Raw genomic sequence first — 24736 nt, 5'->3', positions numbered from 1 at the left:
GGGTTGCATTAAAAGCTGGATTCCAGTGTCAAGCACTGGAATGACATCGTCTTAACATTGTACCATATTACAATGTTCGTACAGTTATGTGTCACGCACTGGGATGACAAGAAAAGGTTTCTAGAATGACGGAAACGAAGTCATACATAGAAAATAGGTTAGGTATTTTCAATTTTTGTATGTATACTTAAATCAAAACACTCACTTTTAGTATGTAAATGGGTATAGTAAAGTTTGTTTTATTACTGCCAACAATATTACTCATGCTAGTTGCTGGTGTTTACCTATCGATTAAACTAAAATGGCTACAGATATTTAGATTGCCGTACGCCCTTTCACTCATTGGAGTTAAAAGAGGGGAAAATAAATTTTCTTCTATAGCCGCCCTGTTTACAATCTTAGGGGGAAATTTAGGAGTAGGAAACATTTCAGGAACTGCTGTTGCTCTAAAAACCGGAGGACCGGGCTCTATTTTATGGATGGCAATAATTATTGTTATCACTTCTGTGATAAAATATGTCACTTGTTATCTAAGTATAAAAACCAGAAAGGAAAAGAACGGACGGTTTATAGGTGGCCCTGTAGCCTACATGGCTGATTCATTTAATTCTAGAAAAGCTACAATTGTGTTTCTGGTTGTTATGATGATGGTTTCAATAACAGTTGGTAACCTTGTTCAGGTAAATTCTCTATCAATACCACTTAACATGATAGATGTGCCTGTAGTCATTGGTGGCATTGTAATGGCCATAATATTTTTTGTTGTTGCAGTTCTCAGCTTAAAAAAAATTAAAATTTTTATATCGGCTATGATACCAATAATGACGGTAAGTTACCTCATACTTTGCGGTATCATATTATTTAAGTTTAGTGAAAATATCCTTCCTTCTCTAAAATTAATAACAAGCAGTTTTTTTACAACTAGTAGCTTTAACTCTGGTTTATCTCTAGGTTTGATTTTAGAAATGTTGACTATTATTCAAGTCGGAACTTTGCGAGGTATTTTTGCAACAGATATAGGGCTTGGCCTTGAAGGAATCGTGCACTCTTCAATTGTTCCTAAGAAAAATAATAATAAATTTATTATTGAACAGAGCCTAATCACAATAATATCGCCTTTTATAGTTGCATTTATAGTGTTTATTACAACAATGGTACTGCTTGTCACAGATTCTTGGATCACTGATTTAGAGAGTACTAACATGTGCATATTTGCTTTTAGAAAAGCTATGAATTGGCCCTATATTGACTATTTAATTATGGCCATAATGTTTTGTTTTGCCTTTACTACTATTTTTACTTGGTTTTTTTGCTCAAAACAGACAATACGCTATGTGTCTATGGATAATAAATACACTAAAATCTGGATTGTAATTTTTACCGTGATCATTCCGCTTGGTGCGATGGGTAAAGTCCGGTTGCTATGGGATGTCGCTGATATCTCGATTGCTGCTTTGTTATTTATCAACATACTCGCTATACTCAAGCTAACCTTTCAAGACCCAGAAGTGTTTACTATGAGCAACAGATATTTAAAATTAGGCGCCAACTAAAAGTTGCCATCTGAGTAACAACACAACCTTCCTTAATAAAAATTCAACCAATTCTCGTGATAATTATATTAGCTAAGGCTAAAAGGCAGAGGGTTATTAGTGAGGGGTGTATGAACACTAACGATACAAAACAAGAACACATTTATAATGAGCGCATTCAAGAATTTTTTCCTTTATTTGATAAAAAGGACGACCCAATTTATAATGCTAGAGTTGATTTTAACACAGTAAAGTTTTTAACAGAACGCGCCGATTGGGATTGGAACGAAGATAAAGACAAAAATAAAGCATGTGGAGTTATTCTTCAGGAATGCGACAAGACAGCTAGACAAGAGCTTGAAGATAAAGCTAAAGAAGAGTTGAATAAATATATTACTAATGCTAATAACATTAATGATAATGTTAAAGATAAAAAAGTTTCAATATACGGTAATCATGCCAGTATTACACTGGAGGATAACAAGAAAGAGTTCAAAATCAGCGAATTTTTAAACAGTGATTTTTGTCAGAAGAATGGAATCTCGGGATTTTCAACGTTGCACAGTGATGGAAAGAGCGGAATGCATGGTTTTGTTGCCGAGGAAGGAGGGAAAAAAATAAGACATTATGTTGTAACCGATGGTTCATATGAAATGACGCTAAATTGGTATGTGAATGGGGAAAAGTGTACTATTAAAGTCAATATTGATAAAGAAGGTGTAGACCTTATTGAACCTAACAGTGTTACGGAGCAATTAAAGAAGCAATTAGAAGTAAACAAAGACGTAAAAATAGGTGGTTTATTCTTGCATGAAATAAAATTCAGGGAAAAAGGAAAAGTGAATGAGGTGCAACATGACGGAAAAGACAATCAAGTCCTTAACAAATCATCTGAAATCGCAATAAAAAGTAACAGTAGAGATATTGAGCAAGAGGTCAAAAAACCTGTTCAAAAACACCAAGCTACTCATATGAATCGAGAAATTGGGTCTCAGACCCCTCCGCTGCCACCACTTAGAACTAGTTCACTTCCATCTAAAGAAAATGTTGTCAATGAGCAAGGGAGGAATGCCTCTGCCAAGCCTGTGAGCCAAGATGGTGAGCAAAGAGATAAACAGAATAATCCAACACCTAATAATCAGCAAAAAGGTGCAACTTCTGATCCTTCGGACAGTTCTACTTTCACCAAGTCTGTAAGCCACAATCAAGATAATAGGCAAAAAGATGAACGGTATGACAATCCTACATTTGGACATGCTGTACCTGGAAGCCAAAAACCAGATAGAAATGAGCAAACACCTAATAATCAGCAACAACCTAAAACCCAGCAAAAAGAAGGAAATAGCAAAGGCGATCTATTACAAGACATCAGAAATTTCAAGAGAAACAGCTTACGGCACACTGGTGTTGTTGATGGTAGCGGAGCATCAATGGAAGGAGGCAGGAAAAATGAATCAACGTTTTCTATATTAGAAACATTAAAGGACAAAGTTCCTTACTTGCCTTATTCAAATATACATGAACATGACAGTGATAACCGTGGTGCTAGTGATGCTGAGTGGGAAGAAAGTAAACAGCCACTTTCTGTTCCAAAACCCAATAGCAAAAGTGACTCGGGCTATTCACCTCAAATTCATGCTCAACCTCAAGTAGATCCTGAGCAGCCAAAGAGGAGCTTAGAGAACATTGAACAAAGTGACCAAACTCCACCTGAAAATCTTCTTAAAGAAATCAGAGATAGATCACAGCAAGATAATAGAGGATTAAGGCAAGTTGATCCTACTGATAAACTGTCACAAGATAAAGAAGATGGGTTGCAAAAAGACGATTTAGCAGATGTAAAAACAGTAGAAGGTCCAACTGTTAGTGTCTCTGCTTCAACACCAAATAGTATAAGTGATTCAGGCTATATATCTCCAACTAATGGTGATAGTAAATCTCAAACAGATTTAAAACAGGTAGGAAGGAAATTAGAAGAACATATTAATCTAACTCCATTTGAAGAACTTAAAAATACATTAGGTCAAGAAAATCTCGGGTTAAAACCGGCTGATCAGAGTCAGATTAGCGAAGAAACTAAAAAACGCTTGAGAGAAGTCGGGTTGCTAAAAGACAGCTCAACAGACATAAAAACAAACGATTCGGGCTATTCATCTCCAACTCATGCTAATCATGAACAATCTCGAGTAAATTCTGGACAGTTAAAAGCGAGCCTAATGAATGTTGAACAAAGAGATGACACTCTACTTACGGAATTTACCAGTAAGTTGGATAAAGAAACTCAGAAGTTCCCACTAAAACCAGTGGATCAGAAAGAAATGAGCGAACAAGCCAAAGAACATTTATTAGCAGCCGGATTGTTAAAAGACAGTTCAACAGACATAAAAACAGTGGCAGAACAAGAAAACAATGACACTAATTCAATTGTAGATAAAAATAGTAATCTATATAAATTACTAGAGAAAGATGAAGCACAACTGAAAATTGGAGTAATAGAAGAAGAAAGAAAAGATACTTTAACGGAACACACTGATAGTTATGATCGCAATAGAATTGCATTAGGTAACAGAAATAAAAGGCCACTGGATTGGGCTAAACGTATTGCTGAGTCACAAGAAAAAGATATTAATAAAAGTATTTTAATGTAAATTGAGGTTAGGGAATGTTCAAAAAAGTGTGTCAAACCGCATTTTTAACTCAACTCAATTTTCAATCTACCAGGAAAGAAAATATCAAGTTGAGATATAGTTAAAGCCCAATTAGGTATAGCCATAGTGGGAGTGTTAAATAAACCATACGCGTCAAGTTAAGGCCCAATATAGCACCATTTAAAGTGGGTATCTTGTTTGTTACATTTATTTTTTGGGAAATTTTGATCTAAAATAAGATAATTCTTTTAGAAGAGTCTATAAATTACTAGCTTTATTACTTAATATCTAAAATAATTTTTACCACTTTTCTTTTTCCTTATGCTACTTCCCTTAACTTGACGCGTATGGTTTATTTAACCATACGCGTCAAGTTAAGGAAAAGTGTAAGTAAAATTGATAGAGTGAAGGAAAATAATAAGGTATAAGTTCTCTTGGATATGTGAATGAGAGAACTTACAATGGACAGAATAGCTTGCTTATCAAAAGACCTCAATGAATTCTTTAATGAAAAAGCAGACGAAATATCAATTGCAGTAGGTTTTATAAAAAGAAAGAGAAAACTTAATGGCTCATCATTCATAAAAGCTATGGTTTTTGGTAACATAGGAGTTGGTGATTGCAGCATAGAAACAATGTGCCAATTGCTAAATGAAGACTCGATAGAAATTACAAAACAGGGTTTGGATTTTAGATTTACTGAAGAAGCAGTGGAATTTATGAAAAGAATGTATAATGAATCTTTAGTTTTATTTAAACACAGCTTACAGGTTGATTGCAGAATTTTGAAGCAATTTAGAAGCATTAAGCTATTGGATAGTAGCTATATTAGCCTGCCCAGTAGCATGGAAGATATGTACAAAGGATATGGCAGTAGCTATAGAGATTGTGAGAGTAATACCAAATCAGGAATAAAGCTGCAGTTAGTCTTTGATTACCTGAACCAAGCGCTAGATAAGTTAAATTTAATGGAAGGAATAAGGTCGGATCAAGGTTATAGGGATTATCTGAACGGTTTATCAGCCAATGATTTGCTAATATTTGATTTGGGCTACTTTGTGCCTAGTTCTTTTAAACAGATTGATGAAGCAGGTGCATATTTTGTTAGTCGTTATAAGTCTGATACCAATATATATGATATAGAAACAAATCAAAAAATAGAGTTGTTGGAATGTTTAGAAGGTCAATCCCTTCTAGAGATGGAAGTGCTATTAGGAAAAGAAGTAAAAATTAAAGTGAGAATTATATGTCAAAAATTAACTGAAGAACAGTCTATAATTAGAAGAAGAAGGGCTAATAAGTTAGCAAAATCACATGGATATACATCTTCTCAAAAGAATCAAAAATTGCTGGATTGGTCGATATTCATAACTAACGTTCCAGAGAGTAAAATCAGCGCTGAACAAGTATTAACAGTTTACAGGGTAAGATGGCAGATTGAATTATTATTTAAATTGTATAAGAGTCACATCAGGCTTGACGAACTTAAAGGAAAACCATACAGAGTATTATGTGAACTATACGCTAAATTGTGTGCAATTCTTATATTTCATGGAATAGTTGGTTGTATAAAACTGAAAGATAATACAGAGCTGAGTTTAACAAAGGCATTCATTGAATTAAAAAGAAGGATTAGGAAGTTGTTTTTAGCGTTAAGCAGTAAAATTAATAATTTGAGAATTTTCCTGAAAAAACTTACCACAGACTGGTCACAATTTTCTGTGAAAGACAGATATAGAAAAACTAGAGTATCCACCTTAAGTTCATTGAATTTTCTTACCCTTGCTTCTTAACTTGACGCGTATGGTTTATTTAACCATACGCGTCAAGTTAAGGGAAAGTAGCATAAGGAAAAAGAAAAGTGGTAAAGATTATTTTAGATATTAAGTAATAAAGCTAGTAATTTATAGACTCTTCTAAAAGAATTATCTTATTTTAGATCAAAATTTCCCAAAAAATAAATGTAACAAACAAGATACCCACTTTAAATGGTGCTATATTGGGCCTTAACTTGACGCGTATGGTTTATTTAACACTCCCGATAATCTCGTTATACCTGACTTGGAAACAAAAGAATCTTAATCCCTTTCAAAACCTTCTATCTATTGTCTCTTAAGCTACACCTCTGAACGGATACATATATTTCTAGACTCCTGATACAATGTTGAACATTTTTTTTGCATTTTGAATTCTATGGTATTTTGTTTAACATTGAAGCAAGAGTCCAGGCACTGCCTTTGTGTTTGAGGCAAAACCGGCTATAACACTTAACACACTGCCTTTGCAAACAAATGTTCGTACAGCTATATGCTGCACACTAGAATAACAGAAAGCAGAAACCTTACTTAATTGGTTTAAAGTGATTCGTACCCCTCCCCTTTCGAAGAAAAACACTCAACTATAGGAGAAATAATATATTCATTCACTTTTTTAGCAGCAAATGATGTAGCTATGATTGCAAATATCCCTGCAATTGGCGCTATTACTCCTATTGTTGCACCTACTAAAGCTGCAGAGCCCATTCCAAGCATTGCACCAGGAAAAATAGCAGTTGCGGCTGCAGCAAGGCCAACTCCAATTGCAGCGCTTGCAACGTATAAAACGGCTATATCGAAAAGATCTTTCTTGGAGCATTCTCCTTCGCATATATCACATGCAGCCAATAATATTACAGGAACGGCAGCAACAATTCCGCCTATAACCAAGGTGACAAAGCTGTGAAACTCAATCCCAAACCTGTAAGTGCACCTGTTACTGATGCTGCACCGCACAATATTAAAAAACCTTTAGTGTTGTCACCCATATACTCTCGCTAATTAATTGATATATTACCATTTGTTCATATCTCCGTCAAGCAGAAAATTTTAGTGGGGCGAGCGACCAGGATCGAACTGGCGACATTCAGTACCACAAACTGACGCTCTACCAACTGAGCTACGCCCGCCAAGATATAAAATATCTAACATACGAGCGCAAATAGTCAATTGATTATTTAACTCTCCTTTTGTAGAGGGTTTTAAGTTTAGCCAATAAATATTTTCATTGATACTTTTACTATTATAGTTAATTGTATTGATACTAATGAAGTAGTGGTATGTTTAAAAGTATTTTCACATTTAGTTTTTTTACGGCTATTTCAAGGATCTCAGGGTTAATAAGAGATGTATTGATTGCTACGGTTATTGGTGCAAACTCTCTTGCAGACATATTTTTTTCTTCATTTCGCTTTGCCAATCTATTTCGAGCATTTTTTGCAGAAGGAGCGTTCACTACCTCATTCATACCGTTATACTCGGCAGAATCATATGATAATAAAAAGGCATTTAATTTTGCAAGTAGTGTAATATCCATTACGTTTATTATCTTAGTAATTTTTTGTCTTATCATGCAAACTTTCTCCCCTTATATGATTCAAATTTTTGCTCCTGGATTTGACCAAAGTAAGTTTACCCTTACTGTTACTTTATCAAGAATTATGATGCCCTACATAATCTTTGTGTCAATTGCATCACTTATTGGTGGAATGCTGCAAGTAAAGCAGCATTTTGCTTCAACAGCTATTGCACCAATCGTTTTGAATCTCTGTTTAATCATCAGTTTGTTTGTGCCTTACGTAAAAACTCCAGCGCACAACCTTTCTATAGCTGTCCTTATAGGAGGAATTTTCCAGCTACTTTTGATACTATTTAGTGCATACAAGTTAAAGGCAGCTTTTTCTTTTAGCCTTGAATTAAGCAATGAAGTAAGGTTGTTTTTTAAGCGTATGATAACTGCAATTATCAACAATTGTGTAACTCAAATAAGTGTATGGATTGACACAATCATGGCGAGTTTTATACCAAATGCGGTGTCCTATATATATTATGCCGATAGACTAAATCAACTACCGCAGGGAATAATCGGTACTGCAATCGGTACAGTGCTTCTTCCTTTAATTTCAAAACAAATGAATGACACTGAAAATATAGTCAAAATACAGAACAAGGCTCTCAACATAGGATTAATGTTAATTATGCCAACAACTGCTGCCTTTATTACTATTCCCGACATAATTTTACTTACGCTTTTTTCTTACGGCCGGTTTGATCATTATGCAGTGCAGCAAACTGCTCCCACGTTAATAGCATTTTCTCTTTCTTTACCTGCATTTATTATAAATAAAGTATTGCTACCCACGTTTTTTGCTAAAGGCAATCTAAAAATACCAACTATGTTCTCACTAATGTGTCTTGGAATTAATGTAGTGCTAAACCTTTTGTTAATGAACGAGTATCAGCACACGGGGATTGCTATCGCTACTTCCATTTCCACTTGGATAAACTCCATTCTATTAATTAGTTATTTAACAATAAATAAAATGTATAAGGTTAGCCAAGCGTTATTGTTAAATATCATGAAAATTTTTGTAGCAACGGTAGTCATGTCAATAGCCCTTTATATTTTTAATTCTTTGTTGGCAGGATTATTTTTTGATAAAATATTGGCTCGTATTGTTTATTTAACGACTTTAATAGCTTTGAGTGTTATTGTTTATTTTGGTATTCTCTATTTAATGTTTAGAGGAAATTTGAATAATTTGAAATATGTATAAACTAGATCTTTTGCTAAAGGAACAGCAAACGGTGTCATCCCAGTGCTTGACACTGGGATCCAGATATAAAAATATTTGCAAATTATGCAATAGACAACAGATTCTAGGAGCATACGCTGAAATAATGCTCATGATGAAAATAAGATGGATCCCATTGTCACGCACTGGGATGACAAGACGAAGAGATGCCGGAATGAGAGGTCTACTATGAAACTTTCTTTATACGCCATATTATCAATTTCTTTAGTATTAGTCCTTCTTCATGTTGCCGCAGTTTTTAAGGATTGGAGTGACTACAGGGAATATATCATAAAAGAGTTAGAGGAGAAGTATGATGCTAAAGTGCATATTGGAGGGAAAGTTGAAGTTTCACTCATTACTCCAAAGCTCACTATTCATAATGTATATATACAATACAACAAAAATAAAGAGCAAAAGCTATCAGATTTAATTAGTGTAAGAAAAATTGAAGTAAGGCCATCGTTCCTATCGTTGCTTTTATTCTCGTTGCAACCAAAGTCAATCACATTGTTTGGCATGAAAAGCAATAAAGAAAATTTAATTAATATTATAAATACAAAAGCCAGTGGTAACACAGTCGATATAGTAATAAAAGACAGCCAAGTAAGTTTTAAGAATGATTTCGCTAATTATAGCAGCATTGTTAATATAAAGGAAGTTGCTGTAAAAAAAAATAGGCAATTCTTTGGTAAAGTAAAGGTAGGTGATAATAATTACGATTTTTCAGGAAAGGTTAATATCACAAAAAAGAATGCATACATTAGTGTTGAATCAAATTTTGTAAATTTGCTATTTACAGGTAATAGAAATCAAGAAGAACTCCAGGGTAATTTAACACTAACGATTAATAATAGTTCCGGTTCTGTGAGTGATTTAGCAAAAATCATTAATCTTAGCTTTCTCTCTTGTGTTATTCCTAGCGAAAATATTGAGATATCATCTAATATCAACCTCGATGAAAATGAGTTTACGGTAACTGACTTGAAAATTGATTCCAAAAGCATGCAAGCCAGTGGTACAATACAAAATGATAGAAAAGGCGATCACACTAATCTCAATATTAGCTTCAGCAAAGTTGACTTAGATTCCATACAAAATGATTCACAAAGAACAACGAATATGAAAGACCTTCTGGAATGCTTTAGAGCAGTTGTCCCAAAGAACTTGAGCTTAAATTTTAATATGGAAGCTTCTAACATTCAATATCAAAACAAAATATTGGACAATTTTCGTGCTGTACTAAAATTCACTGATGGCAAAGTAAAAGTTAATACGCTTCTTAAATTCCCTGTAATCAATAATATATCCTACTTATCAGGAGAGATCTCAAATAATAATGCCCTATCTGAATTCGACGGTGATTTGTTAGTAGAAGGAAATGATTTTGAGTCATTCATTTCATGTTTTTTTCCTTCTATAAAGATGAAAGAAAACCAGAAAAATCAATTTACACTAAGTTCTAAACTGCACCTTGCACCAAGAATATTATCTATCTCAGACATTAGACTGCTAAATAATAAGGAATCCTTGCAAGGGTCAATTAGAGTAAGCCACACAAAAAAACGCAGTGTGATTGATGGTGAATTTAGCATGCATAATCTTGATGCAGATAAATATGATCATTCATTATTTAGCAGTTTATCTAAAATGCAACGGCTGAAAAATTTTCAGTATGATGCGAATATAAAGGCCAGTGTTAATAACCTTACATTGAATGATACGAAAATTAAAAATTTGGATTTTTTGCTGAAAATGGAAAAAGGTAAGCTAGTTGCAGATAAAATAAAACTATCTGGAGAAGATTTCGATATTACCGGTAATGCAAAAATATTAGTAGATCAAAAATACGCCAAACCTTTATTAGATGTGAACCTTACGGGCAATAAATTTAATGGAAATATCTTTAAATTACCGAATTTAGTAGAGGTAAAAAGAAATTCAAGAAATGAGATAGATCAAATTCAATGGTCAACAAAGCAGCTTGATTTTTTGGATGACAAAGAAGGCTTTGATGCAAATGTGCAAATCAATACTGCAGAATTTAAAACCGAGCAGAATATTTTGAAAGATTTTAATTTGAATGCGGTAATGAGAAACAACGTTATCACTATCAGGCAGGCAAGTTACGTATTAGAACACGGGCAAGTGTTTTTTCAGGGTTATTTAAGATCAGACTCAATGAATACAAGATTTTCTATTGTAAATTTGGACACTAAAAAGATTGGTAAGGTTATAGGAATTGACAATGTAAATGGTCAGGTAAGCTTAAATGGTGAAATCAAAACTCAAGGAAAAAGTTTTCGTGATTGGGCTAGTAACTTATCAGGAGATGTAAATTTACAAGTGCAGGGAATAGAAGTTACTAATGTAGATTTTAATTCATTTATCACTAATTTATTAAGCAGTAAGAATAAATCTGAAATTTCCACATTTGCTTATGTTGATATATATAATGGCAGTACATTTTTTGAAAATATTAGCGGAAAAGCAAGTATTAAGAGTGGTATATGTTCAACTAGTTTACAATTCGGGATTGATCAAGCATCAGGGTCGATCTCTTTTAATTTAACCTTATCTAACTTCGCTTTAGCTTCTATATTTAGGTTCTTTTTCATACCACCAAACTATAGTAATCCAATCTATATCGATATGCATTTGGATGGCCCTATTTGGCGTCCTAAGATGAGTTTTGATGTAGACCAAATCTTCATCGCTCTGGTTGGCAAGAGGAATAGTTAATTTACTAACATCTGTTTATAAGAGTCATATGTGCTTGACACCTGGCTAATATTAGGTTAATATATTGATATGAGCGTTAAGTTGTAGGTAAAAAAAATGTTTAGCATGTTTTCGAATCTTTTTGGCAGAAGTTCTAATAATCCAAGTATTATTGGAAGTGATGTAGAAGTTAGCCCTATAAAAGAAACAGTGACTCCTGTAGATATTGATGAGGGTTTTGAAGAGATTGATCTTGCAGAAATCGATGAGGAAGAATTTTTCGAATGTACAGCAACACAAGAAGAACTAAATTCGTTGCTTGAATCTGAATCACAAGGTAAAACTATTTCTTATGCCCTTAAGCCATTGCTTTATACTGCAAAATATGGAGCCAAAGCACTATCAGCAACAACAGTAGTTGTATCGTACGCCTTAAATGGGGCTTCATATGGTATAGCTGGTATGTCTTATATTCCCTATAGTGCATCAAAGATACTTGAGGAGATTAAAGAAAAAGATAAAAATACAGTAGGATACAAGATGATCACTGCTTCTCAGAATTTGCTAGATCTTACGTCAGGTGCTATATATACTGTGTCATATGTACCATATGGTGCTGGAGTAGTTTTAAATGGAGTGTCTGGTATAGCGAATCAATTAGATTCCTCTTTATCTCCTAAAAAAATAGAGCAGATCTGCACTAAATCAGATTTGTTTGTAGACAACTTATCCAGTAAATTAAAGGGAATAAAAATAGAGAATTTTTCACAAGCTCTAGCGGTAGCTTGTTAGGCGTGTACGGTTTAGGAGACAATAAACTCATCTGAACGGATATCTTCAAGCATATCTGTTCAATGGTGCGGTAGAAAATGGTTGTGCAGACAAAGTTGCTATAGCTAGTGCAACCCTACGTCATACCGCCGCGGATAGATTCCGCTAACATGTAGCAGAATGACGAACCCTCGGTAAACCCAAAACTATAGGATAAAATAGACTAAATATGGTGTAATTTGGCTGATTTTTTTAATATTTTACAAAGTACAAAGCAAAAACTTAAACTCTTTTAAGTTGTCTTTTAGCCGCACAACTGAACGGATCAAACTTAACCTCACTCATCACCACTTGGCAGTGGTGGCAAGCCAAATGCTTCCCTTTTTTCATTGAGTGTCATAAAGCTTGCGTTTTCTACGTATTTCCACAACTTTTGCCTCTTTTCCATGAGAATTTCTATTGCATCTTTGTCGTACGACAAGCACAGATCCTCGCCAAATTTTGGTGTTAGCCAAGAATTCAGATGACAGATAATATTTTCTAGCGTTGGTAAAACCGTCTGTTCCCAGAGGGATAAGCGTGCTTCGACTAAATTGCTATAAGTGTTATCACCTGGTATGCCAAGCAACTGCGGCGGGACGCCAAAAGCCAGGGCAATATCACGAGCTGAACTGTGTTTGGACTCAATAAAATCCATATCACTTGGTGATAATACCAATTCTCATTGTTGGTCAGTCAAATAGGAGAAATTGCAGAGTTGTTTAATTGTGGAGCTGGCAAGAGAAGTAATAAATTTGCACAAAGCACCCTAAAGCAGAGCAATTGTATCGTATATTTTATTGCGCAAAATGTTCTGTTTTATGTATAACCAAAGCCTCTCAACAGGATTGAGTTCAGGTGAATATGGAGGTAGGTATATAATCTCAATATTTTTAGCTACCTTTAAATTTTTTGACTTATGCCAACTAGCACAGTCCATAACAAGAACAGCTTCTCTTGTCCCTAGATATTGCGACATTTGCTCAAGAAATACATTCATGCAATCAGTGTTAACATTTAGTGCAAATAAGCTAAAACTCTCTCCATTTTTAGGATTAACTGCACTGTAGAGATAAAAATTATGCCTACCTAATTTTATTTTAACCCGAGTCCTAGTGCCTTTTTTAAACCATCCATGCCCAACTTTCGAATGTGTGCCAAACCTTGATTCATCAAAGAAAAATAGCTCTTTTTCTGGATACTTGCCAATAACTTCATTGAGATTTTTTTTTGAATTCCTCTTGTTTACTTTTATCTTGTACGTTGTGTACTGGTCTTGGTGTAATATATGAAAATTTCATCTTTTGCATATGGCGGTGTACTGTAGATTTGCTGATATTTAATCCGAACTTTTCCTGGATTCTTATTCTCATTTCTTTAATGGTAATATTAGGATTTTCTTCTATACATGCTTCAATTTGCTGTAGTTGAGCCTGATTTAATTTAGTTTTTCTACGGCGTGATGGAGGAGCAAACAGTTTTTCTTCTCTGCCAAATTTCAAGAGTTTTATCCACGAAGTTAGTGCGCTTCTTGAAATTCAATATATTTTTGCTACAGCCGTTATACTATGCTTTTTTGCCGCAATTACAGCATTTAGTTTTTTTGAAACATATGCATTGTTCCTTACTTTCTTCAGCATTTCTTTTGCTGATTCTACTACTTTTTCATCCAATAATTTTGATCTTAATGCCATTTATACCTCGCTACTTCACTTACTTTAGTATGGCTTTTTTCCCATTATTGTCTATCCGTTCTTTGTATAGTGGGAATTGGTATTAGTTCTATTTTACTTTCATCATCCAGTGCTTCAAAATTCACTTTGGCAAGCTTATATTCAGAATGTTTTCTATACCCTCTATCGCCGGGAAATAATCTTGGAGTGCCTTCAAAAATAGGAATACCGTTAGTATCACTAAAAGGTTTCCCAGGCACCATCTTAAAAACATGTTTTTTTCCACTCATAGGCATTACCAATAAATTAATTGTTAGTATTCTAACATTTATTGATTAATTTATTGTTAAATTAATATATATTAGAATTATAATAACAAACATTACTTGTACAGAGAAAAATTATGAAAAGAAATAGGGATTTTTAGGAGAGTAGATTAAAATAAGCTGTTTTGACAGGTTTTGTGGCGTGCTAGAGCTAATATAGACTGGTGGAGGCAAGCGGGATCGAACCGCTGACCTTCTGCGTGCAAAACAGATGCTCTACCAGCTGAGCTATACCCCCAGGTAATTCTTGCTTAAAGCATAAATCACTCAAGCTGAAATGCAAGAAATATTTATCTGTTATAGCTAAACTGACTTAGATTTACTGACAATTTGAAAAACCGTCATTCCGCTACGTGTTAGCGGAATCTATCTGCAGCAGTGTGACGTGTTAGCTATAGGCTATTGCTAATACCAATTCCCATTACAAGGCAAACAGATGGACAATGATGGAAGAAAAGCCATAATGAAGCAAGTAAAATAGTTGAGGTATAAATGGCATTAAGATTAAAATTATTGGATGAAAAAGTAGTAGAATCAGCAAAAGAAATGCTGAAGAAAGTAAGGAACAATGCATATGTTTCAAAAAAACTAAATGCTGTAATTGTGGCAAAAAAGCATAGTATAACGGCTGTAGCAAAAATATATTGAATTTCAAGAAGCGCACTAACTTCGTGGATAAAACTCTTGAAATTTGGCAGAGAAGAAAAACTGTTTGCTCCTCCATCACGCCGTAGAAAAACTAAATTAAATCAGGCTCAACTACAGCAAATTGAAGCATGTATAGAAGAAAATCCTAATATTACCATTAAAGAAATGAGAATAAGAATCCAGGAAAAGTTCGGATTAAATATCAGCAAATCTACAGTACACCGCCATATGCAAAAGATGAAATTTTCATATATTACACCAAGACCAGTACACAACGTACAAGATAAAAGTAAACAAGAGGAATTCAAAAAAAAATCTCAATGAAGTTATTGGCAAGTATCCAGAAAAAGAGCTATTTTTCTTTGATGAATCAAGGTTTGGCACACATTCGAAAGTTGGGCATGGATGGTTTAAAAAAGGCACTAGGACTCGGGTTAAAATAAAATTAGGTAGGCATAATTTTTATCTCTACAGTGCAGTTAATCCTAAAAATGGAGAGAGTTTTAGCTTATTTGCACTAAATGTTAACACTGATTGCATGAATGTATTTCTTGAGCAAATGTCGCAATATCTAGGGACAAGAGAAGCTGTTCTTGTTATGGACTGTGCTAGTTGGCATAAGTCAAAAAATTTAAAGGTAGCTAAAAATATTGAGATTATATACCTACCTCCATATTCACCTGAACTCAATCCTGTTGAGAGGCTTTGGTTATACATAAAACAGAACATTTTGCGCAATAAAATATACGATACAATTGCTCTGCTTTAGGGTGCTTTGTGCAAATTTATTACTTCTCTTGCCAGCTCCACAATTAAACAACTCTGCAATTTCTCCTATTTGACTGACCAACAATGAGAATTGGTATAAGCATTATAATAGTGCACAAATTCTGCAGGGTATATACAGTTTTCTATTTTTCTTGTCTCCTTAGCGTTATACTTCACACCATCCAAATAAATCTGTGAACTGAAAATTAACAAGAAGTTTTCCTTTAAAAATTTTTTAAATTATCCATAGATTTTTTAACTAAATTATCACTAACGCAGTATATTATATAATTTATTTAACCACACATGAAAATTTTAGTTTGATTAAAACGGATAAAAACTGTATTGATGTTTAGTATAGCTGAAAAATGAAATGATCCCGTAGCTCAGCCGGTAGAGCAACTGACTTTTAATCAGTGGGTCACGCGTTCGAATCGCGTCGGGATCACCAGTCGTGTTTTACGAACTTCTCTCTATAGTAATTTACCACAACATAAAACCCGCCACAGTAGCCTGTTTTAACCACCTATACATACAGCCTTTTTGTCTAATTATTTGCCCCAAAATTCCTGTTTTCTTTCCGTAATCTGTTAATTTTCTACTATTTTTCTCAAAAAGGTAGGTACTTTCTTGCTATTTTGAGAAAAGTAAATGAGTAAATAAATGAATTTCGCGTGACGCTAAAGAGGACCTGTTTTCTCCATGAACATAGTTTATAGCTTCTTTCAATATTAAACGTAAGAAAAAATAGATTTTAGCTACTCCTGTTTGTTTAATTGAAGGGGTGTGAAGAGCCCCTCATAGTGACGCTGAACACTCAAAAAGTGTAGCTGCGACCTGCGTTCTATATCCAGCCACATAATAATCAGCTATGCAACAGAGCCTGCCAAATTAACGACTGTGTGGCTTGCTACTATCCCTAGACCGGTATTGGCTGTACTTCATCCAACCTACTGCATATTAGCAGCAGCTTGAACCTGTTGTTGCCCAGCTGTGCACTTTTTGCAGCATTTTGTATAAATTCTCCTAAGCAACTTTTTCTGTTGAGCCGTAAAATTTCTCCAGCTGCTCACTCCATAATATCGGTATCTTGGTTTTTTTGAAGTCTATCAATTTTAGGTGACGGGGTTGTGTTCCATTCAATATGTCTTCTTTTATCTTCGGTGCTAGATAATTTAGACGTAAAATGCGTTTTACATAGTCTAATCCAAGCTTCTCATGGGCACAGAGCTCGTTTATAGTTGCAAATTTTCCGCTACTTAGTTTCCTCTGCCACAAATCTGCTCTCACCAATGCTTTTAGTAATGGATTATCTACTTCCTTATCTTTCCCTTCAGGATCTATTATCATTGTTCTTCCTCCACGTTTTTTAAATTTTACTGGCATGAAAATTGTTTCTTCATTTTTGTTCATGCAGAATTCAATATCATCTTCACATACCTTTAAGTTTTTAATTACCTGACGAATTATTTTCTCTTGCTCTATCGGGGATAGATTATTCCACGTTTCTTCACTTATACTCTTCTCACAATTAAGTGGATTACTCAGTATCTGTGGCATATATTTTATTACTGTTTGTTCTATCTCACCTGCTGCAATATGACGCTGGCTAAATGTACATTCTATTCCCTGTTGATGATTTCTACAGACGTAGTAACAATAATTTCTCCTTTTCTTCTGAGTATAACATGACTTCATTGATGCTCCGCAGCTACAACTTATTATCCCCTTTAATAAATGATTTGTTGCTGTTGGACTTTTCCTACTCTCGGGATTTTTAAAAGTAGCTTGCACTTTTTGCCATAGTTCATCATCAATTATTGCTTCATGCTGCCCAGGATATAGATTTTCTTTATATTTTATACGACCATTGTAGATTGGGTTAGTCAGAACGCGATACAAATAATACTTTTGAAATGAATCTCCTCCGAAAGTTTGGCCAGATTTCTTTTTATACTTCTTTGTACAATGTCCTTCCTCATTTAATTCCCTAAGGGTTTTAATCACAGACTTTGTCTCTACAAAACTCTCAAATATATTCTTTACTAACTCTGCTTCTTTTTCGTTCACAACCAGCTTTTTATCTTTTACATCAAAGCCAAGTGGTGGCAGACCTCCTGTCCATAAACCATTCTTACGTGATGATGCTATTTTATCTCTTATTCTTTCCGCTGCTAACTCCCTTTCATATTGCGCAAAGCTCAGTATGATGTTTAGCATTAATCTACCTATAGGGTCTGCTGTATTGAATGATTGTGTAACTGACACAAACGTAACTTTATGTTTATCAAATAAATCCACTATTTCTGCAAAGTCAAGTAATGACCTTGATAAGCGATCTATTTTATAAATCACCACACAATCTATTGTGCCTGCTTTGATATCTCCAAATAACTTCTGTAGTGCTGGCCTCTTTAAATTCCCTCCAGAATATCCTTCATCATCATATCGTTTATCCACTGTAACCCATCCCTCTTGTTGTCGGCTTTTTATATAATGTTCTCCAGACATCCTCTGTGCATCTAGACTATTAAATTCTTGTTCAACTTTATCTTCACACGATTTACGTGTATATACTGCACATCTAATTTGTTTTAACATTGTTTCACTCCAAAAAAAACTAATCCATTCCATCTTGTTCCTGCAATTTCAGTTGCTATTGCAGATAGTGATACCAATTCTCATTGTTGGTCAGTCAAATAGGAGAAATTGCAGAGTTGTTTAATTGTGGAGCTGGCAAGAGAAGTAATAAATTTGCACAAAGCACCCTAAAGCAGAGCAATTGTATCGTATATTTTATTGCGCAAAATGTTCTGTTTTATGTATAACCAAAGCCTCTCAACAGGATTGAGTTCAGGTGAATATGGAGGTAGGTATATAATCTCAATATTTTTAGCTACCTTTAAATTTTTTGACTTATGCCAACTAGCACAGTCCATAACAAGAACAGCTTCTCTTGTCCCTAGATATTGCGACATTTGCTCAAGAAATACATTCATGCAATCAGTGTTAACATTTAGTGCAAATAAGCTAAAACTCTCTCCATTTTTAGGATTAACTGCACTGTAGAGATAAAAATTATGCCTACCTAATTTTATTTTAACCCGAGTCCTAGTGCCTTTTTTAAACCATCCATGCCCAACTTTCGAATGTGTGCCAAACCTTGATTCATCAAAGAAAAATAGCTCTTTTTCTGGATACTTGCCAATAACTTCATTGAGATTTTTTTTTGAATTCCTCTTGTTTACTTTTATCTTGTACGTTGTGTACTGGTCTTGGTGTAATATATGAAAATTTCATCTTTTGCATATGGCGGTGTACTGTAGATTTGCTGATATTTAATCCGAACTTTTCCTGGATTCTTATTCTCATTTCTTTAATGGTAATATTAGGATTTTCTTCTATACATGCTTCAATTTGCTGTAGTTGAGCCTGATTTAATTTAGTTTTTCTACGGCGTGATGGAGGAGCAAACAGTTTTTCTTCTCTGCCAAATTTCAAGAGTTTTATCCACGAAGTTAGTGCGCTTCTTGAAATTCAATATATTTTTGCTACAGCCGTTATACTATGCTTTTTTGCCGCAATTACAGCATTTAGTTTTTTTGAAACATATGCATTGTTCCTTACTTTCTTCAGCATTTCTTTTGCTGATTCTACTACTTTTTCATCCAATAATTTTGATCTTAATGCCATTTATACCTCGCTACTTCACTTACTTTAGTATGGCTTTTTTTCCATTATTGTCTATCCGTTCTTTGTATAGTGGGAATTGGTATTAGCTCATTTCTTTCCACTCCAAGCCTCCTTCAAGCAATATCGGTCTTCCAGCATTGACAGAACCTGAATAATGATCATTTATTTGCTCTTTTAAGCGTTGGTACTGCTCTTGACTTAAACTTCCACCACTCCCGTCCTTCGCTGATTTCACAACTATTGCACCACTTGGTCTTGCCCCATTTTGCAACATCGCTTGATTCCAAGCACCCGCCTGATTATGCTGATCTATACTGTATGCAGCTGCCTCAATTGGTGATAATCCATACCAATCATTCAAAGGGTTAAAGGTCTTTAGGTGCAACACTGCTGAACGTCCGGTTAGTTTATCAACTTTAAAGTCATAACCGTTGTTATTTATGGTATAACGATAGATATAAGGAACGTTATTTTTCCCTGGAACAATTTCAACCCTATCAGGGCGCAGAAGATAAAGCTCTGTTGGTGGTTTTCTATTGTTCTGCGACTCAACCATCAATATATAAGAATTGCCGTTAACTAACCGATAAGTTACAATCCCCTCAATAAATTCCGATTTTGATGTCATTGGATTAGGAGAATAAAGTAATTTCAGTAATGGATGGGCTTTTAGTTGCGATTTTCCCTGTTCAGTAAGCTGGCAGAGAGTAAAAGGTACCGAAGATGCAGCACTTGCAATCATATTAATTGCTCGAAAGGCAATAACATTTTTTATGTAACCTTCCTCAGCAAAACTTACATAATCACGCTTACTCCAACTTGGTTCCATCATTAGCTGCAAAGCAGAATATTCACTGCTTTTCTTTCTTTGAAAAATGTTGAAATTCATATGTGCCTCATGAAAGATGTTTAAAAGTTAAAAGTGTTTTAGATTCTGTAGTTAAACTAAGACATAGATCCCAGTGTCACGCACTGGAATGACAAAAAGAGGGCACTTGGATGACAGGAAAAGAATGCACTGCTATACTAAAAAGAAAAGAAATTGAACATGACAGAATGGCTAATATCTAATCAGCTTATTGATTATAACTGTGCCGTAAAATCTATGGAAGAAAAAATTCAACAAATTTACAATAATTCAGCAGACGAATTGGTATGGCTACTCCAGCACCCTCCACTTTATACTGCAGGAATCAGTGCAACAGATGATGACATTGTTGAAAAACTATTTCCTATATATAAAACAGGAAGGGGTGGTAAACACACATATCATGGTCCAGGACAGCGCATCATATATTTAATGTTAAACCTTAAAAAAAGAAATAAATGCGACATAAAGCTATATATTAGAGACCTAAGTAAGTGGATAATAAATGTTTTAAAGCAATTTAATATACTTGGAGAATTTAAAGAGGATAGAATAGGTGTTTGGGTGAATAACAATGGAGTAGAAAAAAAAATTGCAGCTTTTGGTATTCGCTTAAGAAAATGGGTAACTTATCATGGCATAGCGCTTAACGTCTTTCCAGATCTCTCTCACTATAAGGGTATTATTCCTTGTGGACTGCAAGGTTATGGCGTCACATCAATGGAAGAACTAGGAGTGAAAGTTCCACTCTCTGAATTGGATGATATACTAAAAAAAGAGTTTTATAAGATATTTTAATGATCATTTACCTTTTATATTTTATTTTCACTTTATGTGCTAACACAGGTATTCATGCAATCGACCGAGTTGATATTATTGCTCCTTCTTCCAAGGGAAAAGAATCAGATCTGACTACTATAAAAGAATATGTAGAAGCTTCAGATTTTAATCCCCATATTTCGGAAAAAATATATAGTAATGACAATCCATTTTATTCCAACTCTGATGAATTCAGAGCAAATGATTTGGTTAGTGCACTAACTAATGATAGTAAAATAATTTGGTGTATCAGAGGAGGAGAAGGGGCTTCTCGGTTAATTCCCTATCTAGAAAAGTTACCCAATGATAAAAAAGAAAGGATTGCTCAAAACAAAAAAATCCTCATAGGCTATAGCGATATAACTGCCTTGCACATCTATCTACAAGCTAAATATGATTGGCAAACTCTTCACGGCACCATGTTGGAAATGATAGTAAATAGCTCCGTTTCTGAAAGCTCTGTTGAAAAATTGAAAGAGTTAATTCTTAACAAGCGGGATTCTATCAGATTTGATAACCTAAAGATGATAAACAATGGCATTAGACTAAAAGATGGCAGATTAGAGTCTAAAGTCATCGGTGGTAATATGACTTTAGTTGAAAATAGTATAGGAACCGCTTGGCAAATAAATGCGAAAGGTAAAATTCTATTTTTAGAGGACATAAGAGTTTACCCATACGCAATAGAGCGCAGTTTAGATCACCTAAAACAAGCTCACATTTTTGATGGAGTGCATGCAGTAATCTTTGGGGATTTCGTTAACTGTTATAATGATAATCTTGTTGAAGTTGTAAAAGAAAGGTTTGCAAAAAGTGTTAACTTTCCTGTATTTACAATGAAAGGGGTAGGCCATGGATATACAAATGACCCTTTACCTCTTAACACTCACGCTATTATTAGCGTTCAAGACGAAAAAGAAGGTTTGTTTTTTATGGATGTGCAGAATGTTAGCTAATCTTATAGCTAATGCGAGCTCTACGTCATGCTGCCGCGGTATCTCTAGATCCCGCTAACACGTAGCGGGATGACGATTGTCATTTAGCCATAAATGTTTAAGAAATTCACCAAACGAAAAAAAAGATACCGTCTCGCTAGTCAACAAGAAAATTATAAAAATTGAATCTCAAGCTGTATTGTAAAATCAAAAAGTACTTCCTATTCATATCCTGTGTAGCGGTATACAGATTATAGTTAATGTATATGTTGATAAGTTTCGTTGGAACGAAAAAGATTTAGTAGCTTACGAAGAAAGAATAATGGATCTACGCAAAGAAGAAGCCATTCTTGAATACAGACTTGATCTTGCTACTGAAAAAGGTAAAAGAATTGGTAAAGAGGAAGGGAAAATTGAAGTCGCAAAAGCAATGCTGGCTAATAATGTTGATATCAACACTATTGTTAAGTTTACTGGCCTCTCCATGAGTGAGATCAAAGAATTGCAGAATTAAGTGTGAATGGTTACAGAGTAATTTCAAAGTGCATTTGCAGTTGGACTGGCTGAATGGATATATTTAATGAAAGTCCCATTTCACGGTGTTCAAATCTACTCCTTCTTGTACCATCTCCCAAAGTGGGCTCATTTCTCTCAGTCGGCCAATATTTTTAGCAACAAGATCTGCTGCGTACAAAACTTCTTCTTTAGTTGTAAATCGGCCTAGGCCAAATCTAATTGATGAATGCTCAAGGTCGTGGCCATTATTTAGCGACCGTATGACATAGGAAGGCTCAAGAGACGCAGACGTGCACGCAGAACCAGAACTTACTGCTAAATCCTTGATTGCCATGATGAGAGACTCACCCTCAACATAGGGAAAGCTCAAGTTTAGGTTGCCAGGAATTCTATTTTCATAATCACCATTTAAAACGATATCAGGAAATGCTTCTTTTATCTTATTGTACAAAATATCTCTCAGTCCTTCCAATTTGCTTGCTTCTGTTTCCATTTCTTCTTTAGCAATACGTGTCGCTTCACCAAAACCAACTGCAAGAGGTGTTGGAACTGTTCCAGAACGTATACCTCTTTCTTGTCCACCACCACTAATCAATGGTATCAGCCTAACACGAGGATTCTTTCTACGGACATATAATGCGCCTATTCCCATAGGTCCATAAATTTTGTGGCTAGAGAGACTCATAAGATCAATGCACATCTTATTAACATCAATTGGAACTTTTCCAAAGCTTTGAGCTGCATCTGTATGGAAAAATATATTATGCTTTCTGCATATTTTACCAATCTCCTTTACAGGCTGAATTACTCCGATTTCATTATTTACCATCATCACTGAAACCAGGATTGTTTTATCAGTAATTGCTTCCTCAAGCTTTAATAAATCTATAATTCCATTTTGCTTAACAGGCAAATATGTAACTTTAAAGCCTTCATTTTCTAGATGCCGACAAGAATCCAGAACACACTTATGCTCCGTGCAGACAGTTATTATATGATTTCCTTTATTTTTGTAAAAGTGAGCAACGCCCTTGATTGCTGTATTATTTGACTCAGTTGCACCTGAGGTAAAGATAATTTCTTTGCTATCTGCGTTCACCAGATCAGCGATGTGTTTCCTTGCTTTTTCCACTGCTTCTTCAGCAGTCCAACCAAATGAATGGCTGCGAGAGTGTGCATTACTGAACTCACCAAAATAAGGTATCATTACCTCCAAAACACGGGGATCCACTTTAGTAGTAGATTGATAATCAAGAAATATTGGTAATTTTATTTTAGTATCATGTATTTTCTTACTTTCAACATTCATAAAGCTACCACAGAGACAAAATTTACAACTATTTAATAGCACTAAAACTTAATTTTTTCAAGGTATAATCTTGCATCAACAAACATTTTCACCAAAGGGATGACGAGTTGTGTGTATGACGCTGGTTCACTCTGTGATGGTGTCATTCCAGCGCCCCTATGATGTCATTCCAGTACCTTGACTACTTAGATCCAGGAAACTTAACTCTACACCAAGTAAATGTACAATAAGAACTAGATTCCAGACTGGAATGACAGCAGTCCTAAGTCATGCCACCGCGAACCGTCATACCGCCGCGGTATCTCTTAGCATAGATCACGCTAACAAGTAGCGGAATGACAAATTACTTGACCTTTACAGGGATGACGGTTGTCGTTCAGCTATAAACATTAAGAAATTTACCAAACAAAAAAAAGGCAAAAGAAGCCCTAGTCATTGTCTATTTTCAGTATTTGGCGTTTTTTAAGTCTTAAACACTGCAATTTAGCTGCTTTTAATTGCAACTAACCTACGCTGCAAATGTTTAAGAAATTTACTAAGCAGAAAAAAAGGCAAAAGAAATCCCGTGTTAGCTAGTTGTCACTCTCTAATCCTGCAAATTGGCGTACTATACTGTCTTAAACGACTTATAAGCGCGTTTCAGCTTATATAGGTAAAAACCCAGAAATGTTGTGAAGACATAAGGTGCACATAGTGCAAAAAATTAAAAATAAGACGCCAACTACGTTGTTTTTTTGCTGTTTAATCTGCACAGATGAAGATAACTGAATACCTTCAGTTTCATGATAAGGGGGCTGGCGGAGTTTGTCAAGGAAGTTTTTTGTATCTTAACCTTAGATTTGAGAAATCTTATAGGTTTTT

Annotated in this window: 14 protein-coding genes, 3 tRNA genes and 6 pseudogenes; 12 read left to right on the top strand and 11 right to left on the bottom strand. The window is 34.7% G+C overall.

The genetic code is table 11. The features are described 5' to 3' along the window. The first annotated feature begins 218 nt into the window (after positions 1-218). The 3 genes from OPR24_RS04100 to OPR24_RS04090 all read left to right on the top strand — a co-directional run bounded on the left by OPR24_RS04100 (position 219) and on the right by OPR24_RS04090 (position 5973). A complete protein-coding gene (locus tag OPR24_RS04100) occupies positions 219-1553 on the top strand; it encodes an alanine:cation symporter family protein (RefSeq protein ID WP_265032755.1) in 1335 nt (444 codons plus the stop codon). Between the two features lie 110 nt (positions 1554-1663). Beyond that, a complete protein-coding gene (locus OPR24_RS04095) occupies positions 1664-4180 on the top strand; it encodes a hypothetical protein (protein WP_265032754.1) in 2517 nt (838 codons plus the stop codon). A 461-nt stretch (positions 4181-4641) separates the two neighbouring features. Continuing rightward, complete coding sequence (locus OPR24_RS04090) at positions 4642-5973, top strand: IS4 family transposase (RefSeq protein WP_406833281.1); 1332 nt, start codon at positions 4642-4644, stop codon at positions 5971-5973. Positions 5974-6534: 561 nt separating this feature from the next. Here OPR24_RS04090 and OPR24_RS04085 read toward each other — a convergent pair. After that, positions 6535-6885: a hypothetical protein gene (locus OPR24_RS04085; RefSeq protein ID WP_265032752.1), complete on the bottom strand. Its 351-nt coding sequence runs from the start codon at positions 6883-6885 to the stop codon at positions 6535-6537. A gap of 163 nt (positions 6886-7048) precedes the next feature. After that, positions 7049-7124, bottom strand: a tRNA-His gene (locus tag OPR24_RS04080). 150 nt (positions 7125-7274) lie between these two features. Between OPR24_RS04080 and murJ the strand changes: the two genes are divergently transcribed. The 4 genes from murJ to OPR24_RS04060 all read left to right on the top strand — a co-directional run bounded on the left by murJ (position 7275) and on the right by OPR24_RS04060 (position 12302). Further along, positions 7275-8771 (top strand): murein biosynthesis integral membrane protein MurJ, encoded by a 1497-nt coding sequence (gene murJ, locus OPR24_RS04075; protein ID WP_265032751.1) that lies wholly within the window; start codon positions 7275-7277, stop codon positions 8769-8771. After that, complete coding sequence (locus tag OPR24_RS04070; RefSeq protein WP_264732050.1) at positions 8764-8982, top strand: hypothetical protein; 219 nt, start codon at positions 8764-8766, stop codon at positions 8980-8982. Before murJ ends, OPR24_RS04070 begins: the two co-directional genes overlap by 8 nt. Further along, entirely contained in the window at positions 8979-11531 is a 2553-nt protein-coding gene (locus OPR24_RS04065) for an AsmA family protein (protein WP_265032750.1), read from the top strand. Before OPR24_RS04070 ends, OPR24_RS04065 begins: the two co-directional genes overlap by 4 nt. A gap of 105 nt (positions 11532-11636) precedes the next feature. Then, positions 11637-12302, top strand: coding sequence for a hypothetical protein (locus tag OPR24_RS04060; protein WP_265032749.1), 666 nt, complete (start codon positions 11637-11639; stop codon positions 12300-12302). A gap of 316 nt (positions 12303-12618) precedes the next feature. On the opposite strand, the pseudogene OPR24_RS04055 reads toward OPR24_RS04060, so the two are convergent. The 4 genes and pseudogenes from OPR24_RS04055 to OPR24_RS04040 form a co-directional block, all read right to left on the bottom strand. Further along, positions 12619-13002, bottom strand: a pseudogene (locus tag OPR24_RS04055) (phage portal protein); the annotation flags it as partial. Next, positions 13003-14014 (bottom strand): annotated as a pseudogene (locus tag OPR24_RS04050) (IS630 family transposase). A gap of 44 nt (positions 14015-14058) precedes the next feature. Then, positions 14059-14283, bottom strand: coding sequence for a hypothetical protein (locus OPR24_RS04045; RefSeq protein ID WP_265032748.1), 225 nt, complete (start codon positions 14281-14283; stop codon positions 14059-14061). 198 nt (positions 14284-14481) lie between these two features. Further along, positions 14482-14557, bottom strand: a tRNA-Ala gene (locus OPR24_RS04040). Positions 14558-14811: 254 nt separating this feature from the next. Between OPR24_RS04040 and OPR24_RS04035 the strand changes: the two are divergent. After that, positions 14812-15823 (top strand): annotated as a pseudogene (locus tag OPR24_RS04035) (IS630 family transposase). A gap of 287 nt (positions 15824-16110) precedes the next feature. Further along, positions 16111-16186: transfer RNA gene (locus OPR24_RS04030), tRNA-Lys, on the top strand. Between the two features lie 575 nt (positions 16187-16761). Here the strand turns inward: OPR24_RS04030 and OPR24_RS04025 are convergent. The 4 genes and pseudogenes from OPR24_RS04025 to OPR24_RS04015 all read right to left on the bottom strand — a co-directional run. Then, positions 16762-18336, bottom strand: a complete 1575-nt coding sequence (locus tag OPR24_RS04025; RefSeq protein ID WP_265032747.1) for a recombinase family protein — start codon at positions 18334-18336, stop codon at positions 16762-16764. After that, positions 18330-18413, bottom strand: a complete 84-nt coding sequence (locus tag OPR24_RS06525; protein ID WP_406833294.1) for a DUF2924 domain-containing protein — start codon at positions 18411-18413, stop codon at positions 18330-18332. Before OPR24_RS06525 ends, OPR24_RS04025 begins: the two co-directional genes overlap by 7 nt. Positions 18414-18416: 3 nt before the next feature. Then, positions 18417-19428, bottom strand: a pseudogene (locus tag OPR24_RS04020) (IS630 family transposase). An 85-nt stretch (positions 19429-19513) separates the two neighbouring features. Continuing rightward, positions 19514-20317: pseudogene (locus OPR24_RS04015) on the bottom strand (phage portal protein); the annotation flags it as partial. Between the two features lie 159 nt (positions 20318-20476). Between OPR24_RS04015 and lipB the strand changes: the two are divergent. The 3 genes and pseudogenes from lipB to OPR24_RS04000 form a co-directional block, all read left to right on the top strand. After that, positions 20477-21094, top strand: a complete 618-nt coding sequence (gene lipB / locus OPR24_RS04010; protein ID WP_253309637.1) for a lipoyl(octanoyl) transferase LipB — start codon at positions 20477-20479, stop codon at positions 21092-21094. Next, entirely contained in the window at positions 21094-22071 is a 978-nt protein-coding gene (locus tag OPR24_RS04005) for an LD-carboxypeptidase (RefSeq protein WP_265032746.1), read from the top strand. The genes lipB and OPR24_RS04005 overlap by 1 nt, the downstream gene beginning before the upstream one ends. A gap of 247 nt (positions 22072-22318) precedes the next feature. Then, a pseudogene (locus OPR24_RS04000) lies at positions 22319-22564 on the top strand (Rpn family recombination-promoting nuclease/putative transposase); the annotation flags it as partial. A gap of 63 nt (positions 22565-22627) precedes the next feature. Here the strand turns inward: OPR24_RS04000 and OPR24_RS03995 are convergent. Further along, entirely contained in the window at positions 22628-23875 is a 1248-nt protein-coding gene (locus OPR24_RS03995) for an IscS subfamily cysteine desulfurase (protein ID WP_265032744.1), read from the bottom strand. Between the last annotated feature and the right edge of the window lie 861 nt (positions 23876-24736).

The sequence above is a fragment of the Wolbachia endosymbiont (group A) of Sicus ferrugineus genome, from assembly GCF_947251515.1.
In the GTDB taxonomy this organism is placed as follows: Bacteria; Pseudomonadota; Alphaproteobacteria; order Rickettsiales; family Anaplasmataceae; genus Wolbachia.
This window is presented reverse-complemented; position numbering and strand designations above follow the sequence as displayed.